20 protein-coding genes are annotated in these 18,165 nt (G+C 27.5%); 11 read left to right on the top strand and 9 right to left on the bottom strand.

Annotated features, from left to right (window positions below):
• Positions 1-55: 55 nt before the first annotated feature.
• From R5397_RS03525 to csrA, 5 genes are read left to right on the top strand one after another with little or no spacing between them, the layout of a single operon-like run.
• Positions 56-550: a flagellar protein FlbF gene (locus R5397_RS03525; RefSeq protein WP_421622912.1), complete on the top strand. Its 495-nt coding sequence runs from the start codon at positions 56-58 to the stop codon at positions 548-550.
• 18 nt (positions 551-568) lie between these two features.
• A complete protein-coding gene (flgK, locus tag R5397_RS03520) occupies positions 569-2,452 on the top strand; it encodes a flagellar hook-associated protein FlgK (protein WP_421622911.1) in 1,884 nt (627 codons plus the stop codon).
• 3 nt (positions 2,453-2,455) lie between these two features.
• Positions 2,456-3,730, top strand: coding sequence for a flagellar hook-associated protein 3 (locus R5397_RS03515; RefSeq protein WP_421622910.1), 1,275 nt, complete (start codon positions 2,456-2,458; stop codon positions 3,728-3,730).
• Position 3,731: 1 nt separating this feature from the next.
• The gene (gene fliW / locus R5397_RS03510; protein WP_421622909.1) at positions 3,732-4,127 is read left to right on the top strand and encodes a flagellar assembly protein FliW; all 396 of its coding nucleotides are present in this window, start codon (positions 3,732-3,734) and stop codon (positions 4,125-4,127) included.
• Positions 4,128-4,129: 2 nt separating this feature from the next.
• Positions 4,130-4,366 carry a carbon storage regulator CsrA gene (gene csrA / locus R5397_RS03505; protein ID WP_421622908.1) on the top strand — a complete coding sequence of 79 codons (237 nt, stop codon included), beginning with the start codon at positions 4,130-4,132 and terminating at the stop codon, positions 4,364-4,366.
• Here the strand turns inward: csrA and tsaB are convergent.
• The 6 genes from tsaB to infC all read right to left on the bottom strand — a co-directional run bounded on the left by tsaB (position 4,351) and on the right by infC (position 7,021).
• Positions 4,351-5,013 (bottom strand): tRNA (adenosine(37)-N6)-threonylcarbamoyltransferase complex dimerization subunit type 1 TsaB, encoded by a 663-nt coding sequence (tsaB, locus tag R5397_RS03500; protein ID WP_421622907.1) that lies wholly within the window; start codon positions 5,011-5,013, stop codon positions 4,351-4,353. The two genes, csrA and tsaB, sit on opposite strands and share 16 nt — an antisense overlap.
• Positions 4,994-5,422, bottom strand: a complete 429-nt coding sequence (gene tsaE, locus R5397_RS03495) for a tRNA (adenosine(37)-N6)-threonylcarbamoyltransferase complex ATPase subunit type 1 TsaE (protein ID WP_247065374.1) — start codon at positions 5,420-5,422, stop codon at positions 4,994-4,996. Before tsaE ends, tsaB begins: the two co-directional genes overlap by 20 nt.
• Positions 5,419-5,679 carry a hypothetical protein gene (locus R5397_RS03490; RefSeq protein ID WP_247065375.1) on the bottom strand — a complete coding sequence of 87 codons (261 nt, stop codon included), beginning with the start codon at positions 5,677-5,679 and terminating at the stop codon, positions 5,419-5,421. Before R5397_RS03490 ends, tsaE begins: the two co-directional genes overlap by 4 nt.
• 203 nt (positions 5,680-5,882) lie before the next feature.
• Complete coding sequence (gene rplT / locus R5397_RS03485; protein ID WP_421622906.1) at positions 5,883-6,230, bottom strand: 50S ribosomal protein L20; 348 nt, start codon at positions 6,228-6,230, stop codon at positions 5,883-5,885.
• Between the two features lie 21 nt (positions 6,231-6,251).
• Positions 6,252-6,449, bottom strand: a complete 198-nt coding sequence (gene rpmI, locus R5397_RS03480; protein ID WP_025375227.1) for a 50S ribosomal protein L35 — start codon at positions 6,447-6,449, stop codon at positions 6,252-6,254.
• A gap of 17 nt (positions 6,450-6,466) precedes the next feature.
• Positions 6,467-7,021: a translation initiation factor IF-3 gene (gene infC, locus R5397_RS03475; protein ID WP_247065377.1), complete on the bottom strand. Its 555-nt coding sequence runs from the start codon at positions 7,019-7,021 to the stop codon at positions 6,467-6,469.
• A 178-nt stretch (positions 7,022-7,199) separates the two neighbouring features.
• Here infC and R5397_RS03470 point away from each other — a divergent pair, with 178 nt between their 5' ends.
• Positions 7,200-7,862: a hypothetical protein gene (locus R5397_RS03470; protein ID WP_421622905.1), complete on the top strand. Its 663-nt coding sequence runs from the start codon at positions 7,200-7,202 to the stop codon at positions 7,860-7,862.
• Entirely contained in the window at positions 7,862-8,608 is a 747-nt protein-coding gene (locus R5397_RS03465; protein WP_247065379.1) for a hypothetical protein, read from the top strand. The genes R5397_RS03470 and R5397_RS03465 overlap by 1 nt, the downstream gene beginning before the upstream one ends.
• Before the next feature lie 91 nt (positions 8,609-8,699).
• Here the strand turns inward: R5397_RS03465 and R5397_RS03460 are convergent, their stop codons facing one another.
• Both R5397_RS03460 and R5397_RS03455 read right to left on the bottom strand, forming a co-directional pair.
• Positions 8,700-9,497: a TatD family hydrolase gene (locus tag R5397_RS03460; protein ID WP_421622904.1), complete on the bottom strand. Its 798-nt coding sequence runs from the start codon at positions 9,495-9,497 to the stop codon at positions 8,700-8,702.
• A complete protein-coding gene (locus R5397_RS03455) occupies positions 9,494-10,636 on the bottom strand; it encodes a tetratricopeptide repeat protein (RefSeq protein ID WP_421622903.1) in 1,143 nt (380 codons plus the stop codon). The genes R5397_RS03460 and R5397_RS03455 overlap by 4 nt, the downstream gene beginning before the upstream one ends.
• Positions 10,637-10,933: 297 nt before the next feature.
• Here R5397_RS03455 and prfA point away from each other — a divergent pair, with 297 nt between their 5' ends.
• The 4 genes from prfA to R5397_RS03435 are packed head-to-tail and all read left to right on the top strand — an operon-like array spanning position 10,934 to position 17,070.
• Positions 10,934-12,007, top strand: a complete 1,074-nt coding sequence (prfA, locus tag R5397_RS03450; RefSeq protein WP_247065382.1) for a peptide chain release factor 1 — start codon at positions 10,934-10,936, stop codon at positions 12,005-12,007.
• Between the two features lie 9 nt (positions 12,008-12,016).
• Positions 12,017-12,850 carry a peptide chain release factor N(5)-glutamine methyltransferase gene (gene prmC, locus R5397_RS03445; protein WP_421622902.1) on the top strand — a complete coding sequence of 278 codons (834 nt, stop codon included), beginning with the start codon at positions 12,017-12,019 and terminating at the stop codon, positions 12,848-12,850.
• Positions 12,834-14,837, top strand: coding sequence for a RelA/SpoT family protein (locus tag R5397_RS03440; protein WP_421622901.1), 2,004 nt, complete (start codon positions 12,834-12,836; stop codon positions 14,835-14,837). Before prmC ends, R5397_RS03440 begins: the two co-directional genes overlap by 17 nt.
• Complete coding sequence (locus tag R5397_RS03435; RefSeq protein ID WP_421622900.1) at positions 14,827-17,070, top strand: hypothetical protein; 2,244 nt, start codon at positions 14,827-14,829, stop codon at positions 17,068-17,070. The genes R5397_RS03440 and R5397_RS03435 overlap by 11 nt, the downstream gene beginning before the upstream one ends.
• Here R5397_RS03435 and R5397_RS03430 read toward each other — a convergent pair.
• The gene (locus tag R5397_RS03430) at positions 17,067-18,164 is read right to left on the bottom strand and encodes a D-alanine--D-alanine ligase (protein ID WP_421622899.1); all 1,098 of its coding nucleotides are present in this window, start codon (positions 18,162-18,164) and stop codon (positions 17,067-17,069) included. The genes R5397_RS03435 and R5397_RS03430 overlap by 4 nt on opposite strands.
• Between the last annotated feature and the right edge of the window lies 1 nt (position 18,165).

The following is an 18,165-nucleotide window of genomic DNA, read 5'->3' as shown; positions in this document are numbered from 1 at the left end:
AAATGACCTAAATTTGTAAATATTATGAATTTCACTTATAATTTACTTTATAAAGATGAAAACCAAATTAGAAACTGAACTGAAAAATACTTTACAAGAAGAAGTTCTTTTAGTAGAAGATATATATGATATGTACCTAAATATAAAAAGATATCTTGATGAAAAAAACGAAACGATGTTTAAAGAAGCAATAAATAAAACAAACATTTATCTTCACAAATTTAAAGATATAGAACAAAAGAGAGATGAGCTTTGGAAAAATTTTACAGCTCCTGAAAAATTTGAATCAACTTACATGGCTATAGAAAAACTGTGTTCGGTTTATAAAAAAGAGATATATAATTATTTTCATCGATTAAAAATAGGGATATTGAATATCCAGAACTTAAATTACTTAATATCAAGCTACACAGAAACATCTCTTGGTATTTTAGATCTAATATTTAAAGACGCTCAAGAAAGCGTAGACAACATAACTTATAAAAATCCCTATGGACCAAAAAGCGGAAACTTAAATGAAGCATCCGTTTTAATAAACAAAAAACTTTAACTACTTAAGGAGTTTTAAATGGATTCAACATTTTCAGGAATAGAAATTGGGAAAAAAAGTTTATTTGCACACAAAGATGCTATGAACACAATTGGACATAATCTAACTAACACGTCAAAACCCGGATATTCAAGACAAAGAGTTATAATGAAAACTGAAATGCCAATTTATGCTCCTCAATTAAATAGAACAAACAAAGTTGGTCAACTAGGTCAAGGAATAATGGTTCAAACCATAGAACGAGTAAGAGACGACTTGCTTGATATAAAAATAGCTGAAGAATCACATAGACTTGGCTATTGGAGTTCAAAAGACAAATTTATCTCTCTGCTTGAAAATGTATATAATGAACCGGAAGAACAATCAATCAGAAAAAGATTAAATGATTTTTGGGACAGCTGGCAAGATTTATCAAAACAGCCCCAAGGACTAGCTGAAAGAAATATTATACTAGAACGCGGACAATCTTTTGCAGAAGTAGTAAACAGCAGATTTCATTCTCTTAAACGAATATACACAATGGCAAATGACGAAGTAAAAATCACTACTGAAGAGATAAATAACTACCTTAGGAATATCAGTGAGCTTAATAAGCAAATTGCAAAAGCAATCGCCATGAAAGATCAGCCAAATGATTTAATGGATGAACGGGATTTAATAGTTGATAAACTAAGCAATTTAATCAGTATCTCCATAGAAAATAAGCGAGACCCTAATGAATTTTTAATTTATGTAGAAGGAAAACATCTAATTCAAGGTGCAATTGCAAATGAATTTATATTAGAAGCAGCCAATGGCCCTACAGGAACTAAATGGAATATTTTATGGAATAATGGAGAACCGGCTAATATTAATACGGGAAAATTAGGGGCTCTTATTAATGTAAGAGATAACGAAATTAAAAACGAAATTAATGAAATAGATAACATGGCAATTAATATCACAGAGCTTGTAAATGAAGTTCACGTGTCAGGACACGGCCTTGATCAAAAAAACGGAAGAATTTTCTTCGACCAAGAATACAAGCTAACCGATGAGCGTGGACGACATGACAGCAATGGAGATGGTCAATTTGATTCTGTTCATATATTTAAAATAAATAGTACAAATGAAATTTTTCCAGAAGAAAATCTAGGATTTTCAGGAATACTCAAATTTCAAGCAATCAATAAAAATGATTTTATAGAAATATCCTACAATACAACAGATACCGTCCAAGACGTAATAAATAAAATAAATAACTCCAACTCACAAGTCACTGCAAGAATTAATGCAGAAGGAAAATTTGAAATTAAGGCAATCAAAGAAGAAGAAAACGACAATGCTATTTTTAGAATTAGATATATTGAAGATTCTGGGATATTTTTAACAACTTACACAGGCATTTTAAATGCATCGGGAACTGAGGGTGCTTATAACTATCAAGACATTAATACTACCAACCAACTAATAAATACAGCTAGCTACTCAATAGCTCCTCTCAAAAATCCAGCTGCATGGCTTAAAGTATCTAGAGAAATTGCAGACGATCCATCAAAGATTGTATCGGGAATTAAAACTCCAACAAACAACGCTCCTATTGGAGACAATAAGGCAGCGTTACGTATTGCATCTTTTGTAAACTCACAAATCATGATTGGAAAGAATGCAACACTAAATGACTACTTCGCAAACACGGCTTCCAATATTGCAATCAAAGGACAAACAGCAGAAATTACAAAAAATAGTCAAGAACAAATACTTAAAAGTTTAACTGATTTAAGACTATCAATATCTGGTGTCAATAAAGATGAAGAATTAGCAAACATGATAGAATTTCAACAATCATTTATTGCCGCAAGCAAATTCATCACAGTTTCTGCAGAATTAATAGATACAATCATAAATAAAATGGGAGTATAATGTATGATAAACAGAGTAAGTCATCCTTTGACATATGATAACTTAAAGACATCTTCAACAGACAAAGAAGTAAAAATAACAAAACTTTTAGGCAGCCTATACCAAGGTGGAAAAAGAATTACAAATTTGCGAGACGATCCAACAGGTGTCACTCATGCAATAAGATTAGACAGTGATATATTTAAGCTTAATACCTATGTTAAAAATATCAACAGCGCCAAAGGAAAATTAAGATATATGGAAGGGTATTTACAATCCCTTGCAAATATTTTAACTCGTGCAAAAGAAATAACTGTCCAAGGTGCAAGCAGTACATACAAAGCTGATGATAAAAAGATAATAGCAAAAGAAATAAATGCAATACTTGAAGATGTCGTTGCAATAGCAAATGTAAAAGGATCAGATGGATATAGCATATTTGCAGGAACTAAAATTGATAATGAAGCATTTAAAGTAATTAGAGAAAACAGGATAAACAAACTAACTCAAGATAAAGCAGAAACTCAAATAGTAAGAATAGACTACAATGGAAACCAAACAGAACAAACAACTGAAATATATAATGGAATTTATATCCCAAATAACTATCCTGGAAGCGAAATATTTTTTTCTCACAATCATTACATAACATCATCAAAAAATGTTAATGGATTTATTGTCAAGGAAAACACAAAAATTTATATTGATAACATTGAAATAGTATTAACAGCAGGTGATACCGCTGCTGACATTATTGCCAAGATAAATGAATCATCTGCTCCTGTCGAAGCTACTCTTGATCGTATTTTAAATTCAATAGTCATACAAACAACAATACCTCACCAAATATGGATAACAGAAGAGAAAGGTTCAACAGTACTACAAGAGCTAGGTATTCTGACCCAAAATAATGATACCAAAGAACCTCCCTATAATATTGCAAACAATGCTGAGGTTAGAAATAAAACAATTTTTGATAGCTTAATTGAGTTAAGAGATAATCTAGAAGAAAATAGAGAAGAAATTATTGGAAGTAGAAGTTTAGCAGAAATCGATGCAAGTTTAAATAAAATTTTTGCAACATTAGCTGATCTTGGCACTAAAGAAAATAGGCTTGATAGAAGTTATGAAAGGATAACTAAAGAAATAATGGATATGAGAGATGATATGGTTAAATATACCGATCTTGATGTCACAAAAGCAATAACGGAACTTAACATGACAAGTTTAGCTTATCAAGTATCTTTAGGGGTTTCCGCAAGAATCATGCAAACAACATTATTAGATTTTCTAAAATAAAATGAAAAACGAAATTAGTATAAAATTTAACTTTCCTGAAGGGATACTGGGATTTGAAGAGATTAAAGAATTTATAATCAAAGATTCTGAACACAAACCTTTCTCTATAATGCAATCGATAAACGGAGAAATAAACTTTTTAGTAACATCGCCCTTTAATTTTTTAGAAAAATATTTGCCAAATATAGAGGAAGAAGATTGGTTAGATATCCAAACAGAAAATGAAGATGAAAAAGTCATACTATGTATAATTAACATGCATGTAAAAAACTATAGAGAAATAACGGCTAATTTAAAAGCTCCAATCATATTAAACAAAAAGAAATTAATTGGGAAACAAGCCATATCTACAAATGAAGAGCATTATCTTAGATATAGAGTCTTTAAGAAGGAATAAATATGCTAGTATTATCAAGAAAAACAAACGAAAGCATAAAAATAGACTCTAACATTGAAATTTCAATATTAGAAATAAAAAAAGATAGCGTTAAAATAGCTATAAAAGCCCCTGAAAATATCAAAATACTTAGATCTGAAATTTATGACATCATCAAAGAAGAAAACAAAAAATCAATACTACAAGACAAGAATAATATACATAAAATTAAAAATTTATTTGATTATTTTAGTAAATAAGATTCAATTTCTGCATCACTAAGTCTTACATAAAAAGGTCCTGACAAAATATCATCTCCCTGTCTGTTTTTTAAATATTTAAACTTGCCAAGCTCCGTCAAAACCGAACCAAAAGAATCCATATCACTGATAATCTCAAACTTATTTTTAAGCTTTTCATAAATAAATTCAATACCATTACCCACAATAACAAATTTAAAGTCAAAACTATTTAAATATTCAAATAACTCTGATTCAGAAAAACAAAAAATTTTCCCGCAAAATTTAGAATTCTTATAACACCCAAGGAAATATTTACCTGCTGTAAAACTTAAAGTTAGCGTATCTGCGCTTGTATTAACCAATCTCGCAAAAACATCAAATGTAGGTACATTCACAAAAGGAATTGAGAGACCTAAAGAAAGCCCCTTAAGAAAACTTAAACTAATTCTCAAGCCTGTAAAAGAACCAGGACCAGAAGAATTAATAAGTAAATCAAGTTTATTTAGATCAATACCACACTCTAATACAAAATCATTAAATAATTTTGGAATACTAAGAGCATAATTAATCTTATCTTTACCCTTAATTAAAGAAAAGACCTCACCATTAATTTCAAAATGAATCAACAAAGTTTTATGTGAATATTCAATTGCAAGGGTATTCATTGCTAAATTCTAAAATCCTACTAGTATTTTTTATTTTAAATGTTAAAAACACCAATCTATTCTTTGGCAAAACATCAATAATTATCTCTGGCCACTCAATAGCTATTATAGCTGACATATCTAAGATAATCTCCATTCCACCAATAAGTTGAAACTCATCTAAAATATTCAAACGATACAAATCAATATGATAAAATTTAAAATCTACAAACTCATAAACATTAACAATATTATAAGTTGGACTTGTAAAGTAAGAAACGCCAAGATTTAAAGCCAAACCTTTTAAAAAGGTTGTCTTCCCAGCTCCCATATCACCACAAAGACCAAATATCTTACCAATAGGCAAGGGATTAAAAAAAGATTTAGAAAAGTTTATCATTTCCTTTTCTGTTTCAAAAGATAATGTCAAGGAAGCTCACCTTTTATATCAAGATCAATAACATGCCTCTTGATTGCAACCATCAAACTAAGAACAGGATAATTTAAAGGATCTATAAAATCAATAGTGATATGTTTCTCACCTAAAGGAGTTACTTCTATTGTAAACTTCACTTGCTTAGTCTCACTAAAACCCTTATATTCATAAAAAGCGTCAGCAAAATATACTCTTCTATAATATATAAGACTATCTTGCTTACTGATATTATCAAGAGAAATAAATTTCACAAATAATATTCCTTTAAATAAAATCCCGAGAAGCCAACATAGGAATATTTTCATTTAGCGCTATTTTCAAAGATGGGACTTTCATTTTTAACTTTTAATACGCCTATGCAACTATCCGTTAAAAAAATACTTAAATCCCCCAATTTAGTGAGATGTCGCAAAAAATAACTCTAATCCCTACAATTAAACTTCCCAGGAAGTTTTTAATTTTTTATTTCGTAAACAATTTTTTTAAAAGTTTCAATATCTTCAATTGCTAAATTAGATAAAATTTTTCTATTAAGTTTAATATTAGACTTTCTCAAACCTTCAAAAAACTTTGAATAGTTAATTCCCATACCAGTTAAAGCAGCAGAAATTCTTACAATCCATAAACTTCTAAAATTCCTCTTACGAGTCTTTCTATCTCTTGTAGCATACATCATGCCTTTACGAAGAGTATCTTTGGCTTTCTTATAATTACTTTTCTTAGTACCCCAAAAACCCTTGGTTTTCTTTAAGATCTTCTTTCGTCTTGCAACGTGAACTATCCCATTCTTAACTCTAGCCATATAATCTCCTTAAATCAATATTTAAGCATAAGGCAATAAGGTTTTGATTCTCTTAATCTCAAAACTTGAAACCAAACCTGACTTACCCAACTTCCTTCTTCTCTTTGAAGACTTTTTTGTCAAAATATGTCTTAAATTTTGCTTCTTATATTTAATTTTACCTTTTGAAGTAAAAGCATATCTTTTTTTTGCACTTTTACATGTTTTCATTTTTGACATTTACATCTCCTTAATCACTACTTCTTAGACTTAGGTGCAATAATTAAAAACATTGTTTTGCCCTCCATCTTAGCAGGGGACTCTAAAACATAATTAGACTCACCTACCCTCTCAAGAATACTCTCTAAAATTCCATAGCCCAAATGAGTATGAGCAAGTTCACGTCCTCTAAATCTTATAGTAACTTTTACTTTATTACCCTCTTTGAGAAATCCTAAAATATTTCTATACTTAAAATCAAGATCATGAGTATCTATCTTTGGCTGCATCCTAACTTCTTTAAGTTTAACTATTTTTTGATTTCTTTTTTGCTCTTTTTGACGCTTTTCCTGATGAAATTTATATTTCCCATAATCAATTATCTTGCAAACAGGTGGCACTGAATTTGGGGAAACCTCAACCAAATCAAGCTCAGCATCCCTAGCACACTTAATAGCATCTTCAATTGGCAAAACAGATTGAGTTCCATTATCAAAAATAACCCTAACCTCACGGGCCTTAATCTTATGATTAATTCTCAATTCTTTATCACCGGATCTTGATCTATCCTTACCGGAACTTCTATTTATCATTTAAAAATACTCACTCCTCAAACAGCATTAATCAATAACTAATTTTAATATACCTTCTCTAAAAAGTAAATTCGAACACATATCTCTTAAACACAATAATAAAAAGAATTTTTGAAAAATTATAAAAAGTAAAAATTTAATTGATTAATAAGTCATTTAAAAGTAAAATTTACCCATTATGAATATATTTTTACTAACAAGCCTACCTTTAGTTTTTAAACTATACATGATAATAAAACATCCTCAATTAAAGTTAATTAAGCAAAATTATATTCATGCAACATCAATATTATTTGCAATGACCATTTTTTCTCTACTATATTTGATAGAAGAATTCATATTATATAAAAGCTTGCTCATAAATTACCAAACAAAATTCAGTTTAGCATATTCAATATTTATTAAAGAACAAATATATTACTATGTTTTTCCATTATTTATATTCACATTTTTTTTTACATTCAATCCAAACTCATTGCTTAAAAAAAATCCAATATTTTTAATATATTTTGCATTTGGACTAATACTCTCTAAAAATCTAGCACTCATCATAACAAACAGTAAAGTTTTTGGCACATATGAGTATATTAAAATACCGCTTCTACATATATTAGAACTAATATTCACAGCAATTATATGCGAAAAAGGAATACGTCTTCATATAACACAAAACATAAATGGATATCAATTAATTTTTATTCCTATCTTGATCTTAGAAGCAATTATAACATTTTTAAAAGTATTAATTTTAACTAACGAACAAATTTACGCTCTAATAACATTAATAATACTATTAGGAATCACAATCGTAAACAAGAAAGCCATTGGAACTGTAAAATAATGATACATACAATAAAGACTTTTATTATTGCAATTATTTTAATTCTAAATTTAAGTTGTAAAAACAATAAAATCACAGATAAAAATTTTAGTTATGTCATAATTTTTTCAGACGCCACAGAGTATTTTTTCAAAATTAAAAATTCTCCATTCATACAAGATAAAACACTCTTTATCAATGAAAAAAACATCGAAATTATTAAAGACAAACTAAATAATGTAAAAAAAATACTTTTAACACATAAATCAAACAATGAAATATTTAATATCAATAAAATTAAAAAAAAAACTTTTTATCTATCTAAAGTAAAATTTTCATTAAAAAAAGCAATAGATTTTATATTCAATAACCCCTCAATAGATTTAACAAACTCATTAATAATGAAAGACAACACACTAAATCAAACGGATTCAAAACACTTGGAAAAAAGTGCAAAAGAACAAAATATAAACATTACTACAATAAATGATAAAAATATTCTGTATTTAAAAAATTTGATTACTCCAAAAATAACAAAAGTGATCCTATTCTCAATGAAAAATAATCACGTTCTTTTAAAAAAATTATCAGAATCATCCTTTTTTAAAAAAATAGAATTTATATTGATTGGAAGTAATAAAAAAGATTTAAAAGAAATTAACACAAAATACATAATCAGCATGAATGAACTCGATTTGCTTGAAATAACAAAAAAAATTAATAAAGATTTTCAATACGAATTCAACATCTATGAAAAAACAATATAAATCTAATTATAAATTAACATACATTTAAGTGAATTGATAAGCAACAATTGACAAACAAAAAATATTAATTACTAATGAGAGAAAATAATTGTTAAATTAAATCATTAAATAAATCCTTAAAATTACCATACAACGCAGTTATAACGCTATCCACATCACAATTTTTAATTTTTGCAATCTCAAGACATGTATATCCTAAAAAACATGGAGCATTAATCTTGCCCCTTAAAGGAACTGGAGCCAAAAATGGACTGTCTGTTTCAATTAAAATATCTTCAATATTTAATTTCTTTAAAACTCCTCTTAAAGGCTCTGAATTTTTAAAAGTTAAATTACCTGCAAAAGATATCTTAAATCCAAAATCAAGAAATTTTTTAGCATACTCATAATTACCTGAATAACAATGCAATATGCCTCTACTTATAAAATTGGAAGATTTAATAATATTGTAAACATCATCATAAGCCTCTCTTACATGCAAAATGACGGGCTTTTTATATTTACTAGCCAAATCCAATTGAATATTTAAAGTTTCAATCTGCTCCCTTTTATTATCTCCTTTAAGGTAATCAAGTCCAATTTCACCAACAGCAACAACGTTTTCCTTTGCTAAAATACTCTCAATCAATTCAAAATCATCTCTTAAAGCCTTACTTAAAGGATGTATTCCAACTGTTAGTGAAATATTAGGATAAGCATCTAAAAGTTGCTTTCTCTCATAAAAATCACTAGGATACAATCCAATATCAAGAAAATAAGAAAATCCATTTTTAAAACATTCATTAATAAGATAATGAGTATCAATAGAATTTTTCTTAAGTTCATTAAAATGAACGTGAGTATCTATCAACTTTTCTAAAAAAATAGATCTTTCAAAATTAAGATTCATGAATCCATCTTTTTTTTAAGGTTAGTAATGTAGTCAATGATAGTAACATTTTTCATTCCAAGTTGCAAGAAACTTGACAAAATATCTATAGCACTTTCAATCTGACCTAATGACTCATAACATTCAGCAGCATTTACATATAATATTGAGTTCTTAGGATTGGTTTTTATCAAATTTTTAATAGCTGACAATGCCTCTCCATACTGCCCCTGCTCCTTTTGAAGTAATGCAAGACCAAGTATAGCAAACATGTCAAAATCAACATCAAGAGCTTTTTTATAATAAATTTGTGAATTTTCATACTCTCTCAAGTACCGGTAAGTATCACCTACTCTTGTTAAAACCAGACTATTCTTTGGATCCTTATCTATTATTGTAAGCCAATATTTTAAGGCTTCATGATACTCTTTACTTCCTCTATAGCAATCAGCAAGTCCAAAAATAGCATAAAAATTATTAGGAGAAATTTCCAAAGCTCTTTTGAAAAAATAAATTCCCTTGCTAAATTCCTTTAATTTCCTATAACAATTTCCAATTGAAGTTAAAACACGAACATCAATCTTAACCTGATTTATTTCATACATCCTAAGCCAATATTTCAACGCTTCTTTATATTCCTTAAAGTCATAATATAGATGTCCAATACCAACAAGAGCATAATCATTATCAGGTACAAGTTCTAATACTCTTAAGTACGATTGCCTAGATTTTTGAAAATTTTTTAATTTCCTATAAGAAGAAGCAACTCTTGTAAGAACCGTAATATTTTCAGGATCATATTTCAAATATTCTTCCCATACATCTGTAGCCTTCTTATAATCACCCAAACTTCTATAACAATCTCCCAATCCAAAAAGTGCATAATTATTATTTGAATGTTTAGCAAGGCATTTTTGATAATAAATTATAGCTTTATCAAAATTTCGCTTCTTCCTTTCAATGTCTCCAAGTCCAACAAGAGCATAATTATTATCATAATCCTTTTGTAAGATATCATTAAACAATGCCTCTGCTTCAAGAAGTCTCTCTTCCTTTATCAACTGATATCCCCTTTTGGATTTTTCAGTAACATCAAGAAGCTCATTATCAGAAATTTGCGAGATATCCCCAAACTCACCTAAAAGTTTCTTGTCTAACATAAATACCCCTTCTTAACTGGTTTATTAAAGACATAACATTCACTTCATATATGCTATTTAAAAAACATATAAGATCATAATTTATATATAAAAATATCAAGATATTAATAAATCTCTAATATCCAATCTCAATAAACATATTATATAAAAAATTAAAAAAATATACTTAAATTCGTAAACTTAAACTTATTTATTTAAATCGTATATAAAGCCTATAAAATAAAATTCATGACCAATTATAACAAAAAAACTCAAAAGTAGTATAAAATAATACTACTTTATTAGGAGAAAATTAAGATGTTTTTAGAAAAATTAAATCCCATCGAAAGCAAAATAAAAATACTTGAAGAAAAATTACAAGATACAAATTTAATTAAAAACCAAAAAGAATATGCAAAAGTAATAAAAGAATATAACTATTTAGAAAAAATCAAAGAAAAAAAAGATGAATATGAAAACATAATAAGCCAAATCGATGTGAATCAAAAAATTTTGTCCGAAGAAGAAAATTTAGAAATGAAAGAATTAATAAAACAAGAATTAGCTCATCTAAATCTCAAAAAAGACGAAGTTGAAAATACAATCAAAATATTACTCTTGAACCAAGATGAAAATGACAGTAAAAATACAATTATTGAAATTAGAGCTGGAACAGGGGGAGAAGAAGCTGCACTTTTTGCACATAATCTTTACGAAATGTACATAAAATATTCTGAGAAAAAAAAATGGAAAACAGAGCTTATTAACTTTAATGAAACAGAACTTGGTGGATTTAAAGAAGTAAGTTTTGAAATAAAAGGTAAAGAGGTATTTAAAAAATTGAAACATGAAAGCGGGGTACACAGGGTGCAAAGAGTTCCTATAACAGAATCCAATGGAAGACTTCAAACCTCAGCAGCAACCGTTGCTGTACTACCTGAAGTTGAAGAAACCGACATTGAAATCAACGAAAAAGATTTAAGAATAGATGTTTACAGATCTTCTGGTGCTGGAGGACAACATGTAAACACAACAGACTCTGCCGTTAGAATTACACATTTGCCTACAGGAATTGTAGTACAATGTCAAAATGAAAGAAGTCAGCACAAAAACAAAGATCAGGCTATGAAAATATTAAGAGCAAGGCTTTATAAATTTGAAGACCTCAAAAAACAAGAACAACGCTCAAATGACAGAAAGCAACAAGTAGGTTCAGGCGATAGATCTGAAAGAATTAGAACATACAATTTTCCACAAAATAGAGTAACAGAACATAGAGCAAATATTAGTCTTTATAAACTAGAAGACATTATGCAGGGAGAACTTGATCTTCTTCTCGACACACTAGCCCTAAAATTACAAGAACAAGCACTAAAAGATAACTCATTATAATTTATTTCAATGACAATAAACGAAGCAATAAAAAATTCAAAACAATATAATTTAAATACTCTTGAGATTTTATTACTACTTGAAAAAATCTTAAAGAGTAGAAAAGAATTAATTCTTGCAAATATAAATAAAAATTTAACAAAACAAGAAAAACATAAATTATTGTGTCAAATAAACAGAATAAGATCAGGCACACCCATAAACTATATACTTAAAACAAAAGAATTTATGGGTATTGAGTTCTATATAAACAAACATGTACTAATTCCTAGAGAAGATACAGAATGTTTAGTAGAAGAAGCTTTAATTCAAATTAAAAAGCACAACTTAAATAAAATTTTAGATTTATGTTGCGGAAGTGGATGCATTGGCTTAACAATTGCACATTATATTAAGTGCAAAGTAACACTATCGGATATTTCAAATAAAGCATTAAAAGTATCATTAAAAAACACACAAAAACTAAAATTAGAAAATTATATAGAAATACAACATTCAGATCTGTTAAAATACATAAGTAAAGAGTTTGAGCTAATAATCACAAATCCTCCTTATTTAAATAAAGATGAACTAAAAACAAAGGAAAAATTAACAAAAGAACCAAGAGCGGCTCTTTTAGGGTTTGGAAAAGACGGGCTTGAAATTCCAAAAAAAATAATAAGACAGGCAAAACACAAGCTTACCAAAAATGGACTCTTAATAATAGAAATGGCTCCTTGGCAAACAAAACCTTTAAAAAATTTTGCAATTCAGAAAGGGTTTGAGTATTTAAAAACTATATATGACATTGAAAGCAGAGAAAGAGCATTGGTCTTAAGGATAAAGAATGATACAAGTCTATGAAATTGCATACTTACTTAAAATAAATGATATTGATAAACTAAAAAACATTTTTAGAAAAACTGTCAATAATATCTATCAAGATGAGATTCAAAAAAAATTAATATTTAAAGCTCTTGAAATATCAGAACAATTACACTATGGACAATATAGAGAAAGTAAAGAACCATATGTCATACATCCAATAATGGTTTCACTATTTCTTATAAAATTTCAACTAGACTTTAAAACAATAATAGCTGGGCTACTACACGATGTTCTTGAAGACACAAGTGTTAAAAAGGAAGAAATAATTAAAGAATTTGATCAAGAAATTTTAAGTCTAATTGATGGGGTAACCAAAATTCACGACCTACACAATAAAACAAGAGCAATCAAAGAAGCAAATACCATTTCAAAAATGTTTTTCGCAATGACTCATGATATTAGAATAATAATCATCAAGCTTGCAGACAAATTACATAATATGGCAACTCTTTCTCACTTACCTAAAAATAGGAGGGAGAGAATTGCAAAAGACTGTCTTGCTACTTATGTACCAATTGCAGAAAGACTTGGTATCTCATCACTTAAAATATATCTTGAAGATTTATCATTAAAATATCTTCATCCAAAAGAATATAAAGAAATCAAAAATTTTTTATCCGCAACAAAAATAGAAAGAGAAAAAAAATTATATAAGGGAAAACTAATAATAGAGAAAGAACTTAAAAAAATTGGCATCGATGTCACAATCACAGTACGTTCAAAACACTTTTACTCAATATTTAGAAAAATGAAAACAAGAAATAATAATATTTCTCAAATCTTTGATACCCTGGGAATAAGAATAATTTGTAAACAACAAAAAGAATGCTATGAAATACTAGAAATTGTACATAAAGTTTGGAAACCAATACCTGGAAGACTAAAAGATTACATAGCAATCCCTAAAGAAAACAAATACCAATCTCTACATACCACTGTAAGAATACCTGAAGATAATCAATTGATAGAAATACAAATTAGAACAGAAGAAATGGATAAAATTGCTAAATATGGTGTTGCTGCTCACTGGCTTTACAAAGAACAAGTCGAATTAAAAGCTGATGATATATCATTTATCAACCGAATCAAAAAATGGCAACAAGAATCGGTTAACAAAAATCAATACTCAATGCATGACATACACAAAGAACTTTTAAACACATTTATATATGTCTATACACCAGAAGGAGAAATAGTAGAACTTCCATTTGGCTCAAACTCAATTGACTTCGCATACACAATACATACAGATATTGGGGATCAAGCACTTTATGCAAAAATTAATGGTAAAATTAGCTCACTAACCAAACCATTAAAAAATGAACAAATTGTTGAAATATTTACCTCTCCAGAGGCAAAACCTGATGTAATTTGGCTTAACAGTGTTAGAACAAAAAAAGCACGCTCAAAAATTAGATCTTGGCTTAACAAAAATGACAATACAATATTTGTAGATAATAACATAATTGCATACCTTATTGGAGAAAATAAGGAACAAAAAAGACTCTTCAGCTTGTTTAAAGCTCTAACGAAATCCAAAATAAAAAGTATTACAATAGCCTCTGACTGTAACCCACTAACAGGTGAAGATATCATTGGGATAATACAAAAAGATACAATAGTAGTTCACAAAGAACATTGTAGAGAAATTGCACATCAGAAAAAAAGCCACCTTGTAGAAGTAGAATGGGAAGCAACACCAACAAGGAAAGTATATCATATCATAATATTCTTAAAAAATTTAAAAGGTCTTTTTAATTATTTAGATAATCTTTTTACAACTTTCGACGTAAGACTTATTAGTGAAAAAATAGAAGACTGCGGAAATGGACATGGAATAATTAACATAATTATCTCATCAAATGCAAAAAACGTATCAATGATTTTTACTTCACTTAAAGAAAATCCTAACGTTCTCCAAATAATGCAAGTAGAAGAAGACATAAAAAATTATGATAATTAAGACATTACTCTTAATCCTAATACAAACATTTATTTTACATAAAATAATAAACGCAGACGAAATAGAACAATGTGGCAAACAAATAAGAAAACATATCACAAAAATTAATGAACTAAACAGATCTTTAGAAAAGATAAAACGAATAGAAAATATCTATGATTACATAAAAAAATATTTTCTAGAAAATAAGATTTACCACAAAGAACACTCACTCCAAGAAATTGGATTTATTGGATACTCGCAAAAAACAATTCACGTGAAAATAAAAGGCACAGAAAAAACTAACTATAATATCATTGTCCCAATAGAAGCACAATATGCTCTAAAAAACAACTTAGCAATTGCTATTGTAATAACACTAATAAATAATTTCAAGAACAAAGAGATAAAGAATAACCTAAACATTTATTTTATAGAAGACGACTCACATAAACAAATATCAACAATAAGCAGTAGATTGTTATTAAATAATAATGCACTTGACAAAAATATAAACACAATATATTTAATGCTAAATGAAGACAAAGAAAATAACCTAATAGAGTTTAAAAATCAATCAAACATAATAAATTCAAAAACAAGTCTAAGTTTTTTAGAAAATTTTATACAAACATTTGAAAATAATAAAGTAAACTTTAACGTATCAAAAATAAATGACAAACATATCAATGGAATATACAATTTGTATTTAAAAGAAGAAATTCCAATTTTAATAATAAGCAACAATAAAGAATACTCACTCTTAAAACATGTAAAAAATAATAATCTTTGTGACATTTATAAATCAATTGAAGAGACAGTCAAAACTAAAAAAAATAATCAAAGTGAAAATGAACTACACTATATCATTATAAATATGCCATTTAAAAAGTGGATAATCAATGAAAATACACTTATTATAATAATATATGCTATTTGCAATTTCATTATATTAGTGTTCATTACAAAATTTAAAAAAACTAGTATCATACTTAGAAAAACGAAAGAAAATTACCATAAAATTATAAAACTATTTTTCATATTATTCCTAAGTACATATATCTCTACTCTAATCACAAATAAAATGTTAACAGCATATGAAAATTTCATAGACTATAAGATTATAAATCCAATATATCTAGTAAATTTTTTTCTAACATTATTTAACTTCAATCTTATATCTTATTTCACATATAACTTTAAAATACATTTAAGCCTTAAAGAACTTAAATATTTAGCAATATCAATCTCTATAATTGAACTTATCATAATGTTATATATCAAAATAGAATTTATTTTAATCATAATTTTAAAAAATATACTAATATTAAGCATTCCTAACAAGACAAAAATTCTAAAAAAGATAGTAATAATGCTTATTTGGATAACAAATCTCATACTAATAACGTCAATACAAACAACCTTAATGACGACAAAACCAGTTGCACTAAGCTATTTCATATCAATTTCACTTTTCTCTGCAATACTTACCAACATCGTAGAACATTTAAAATATAAAACTGAGACAATAAGACAAGAATTTACAAAATTTGAAAAGATTGAATCTATCATTCTTTTTCTAATAATCGCCATTACCATAATATCACACGACATAGAAAAAATTTCAACAATAAAAATAGATCAAATAATAAGCTTTCCAGAAAAAACTAACAAAATTAGAGTAGAATACCTACAAGACAACAGAAATACAATTCAAATTTCAACAAAAGATTTTAATTTAAGCTTAGAAAAAAATAAAAAATACACAGAAAAGGAAATTCAAACACAAGAAAACTTAATAGATTTATTTTTTCAAAAAATAGATATAGCTGAGAGAACTATCTATGACATTAAAATTACCACAAATAAGGTTACAAAACAAATTAATCTATTTTTAAAAAATGCATCTGAACTTATCATATACCAAAGCAATACACCATATAAAATAGCATCCAACAATATAATATTTACAATAAACAATATTAAATCAAATACAACAAATATAACTTTTACGGTTAAATCTCAAGAAAAAATTAAATATGATGTTTTTGCTTACTCTGACATCAATAAAAACTACGTCAAAATATACGATCAAAAAACCAAAAAAGAAGTTAAAAACATTAATATAGACTATTCATACACAATAAAGTATTCTGGAATACTTCCAAAATCTGCAAAATACAATCAAAATCCCTTTTTTAAACTTCAAAATGACAAGGAAATTGAAAATTTAAAAAATTTGAAACTAAATTAGTTTTTCAGACGGTTAAAATCAATCCTCTCCTTCCTCTTTGCATAACTTTGAAAAGCTAAAGCTATCAATTTATCAATCAAAGCTCCATAATCAAGACCATCATGTTCACACATCTTAGAAAACATAGAAATATCTGTAAATCCTGGAATTGTATTTATTTCATTAACATAAACTAAGTCAGTATCTTTTTCTATCAAAAAATCAATCCTTGCCATACCCCTAAGCTCCAAACATTTATAAGTAAAAAATGCATATTCTTTAATGTCTAACAAATGTTTGGTATCAAGATGAGCAGGAATATTAAAGACAACTGAGTTCCCAGGAGCAGTGGAATATTTAGCATCATAATCATAAAATACAAAATCCCGTATAATAATTTCACCAGGAGTAAATATTTTAATCTGCTCATTTCCAATAACAGCACATTCAATCTCCTTTGCCTTCATAAACTTCTCTATAACAACTGTTAAATCATACACAAAAGCCTCTTCAATACATTTTTCAATCTGAGTATCATTATATGCAATACTTATTCCAATTGAAGAACCTAGCATAGCCGGTTTAACAATGACAGGATAATCTAAACTTTGCTTTATGTCTTTTTTGATGCCCTCTTTATCTAAAAGATAATCATATTTCTTAAACCCAATAAAGGGCACTAAAGGAATATTAAAACTTTTAAGCAAAAGCTTACAGAAATACTTATTAATAGAAATAGCACTTCCTAAAATTCCAGAACCAACACAAGGAATATCCATAATTTTTAAAAATCCCTGAATAGCACCATCTTCACCTGTTCTCCCATGAACAATAGGAAACACAACATCAATTTTAAGATCCTTATTATTCATAAATATTCCATAACCAGGAATTAAACTAATAATAGCAGAACTATCTTTTTTAATTAATTTAGGATCATCGGGAACAGAATCTAATAAGTACCAAATCCCAGTAATTTTATCAATAAAACTTGGAAACACATTATATTTATCAAGCTTCATAAGAGCTGAATAAATTCCACAAGCAGATCTAAGAGAAATTTCATGCTCGAAAGAAACTCCTCCAAATATTAACATAAGATTTTTTTTCATCAAA

It is taken from the genome of Borrelia sp. MN22-0132, from assembly GCF_049201035.1.
GTDB classification, from domain to species: Bacteria; Spirochaetota; Spirochaetia; order Borreliales; family Borreliaceae; genus Borrelia; species Borrelia puertoricensis.
This window is presented reverse-complemented; position numbering and strand designations above follow the sequence as displayed.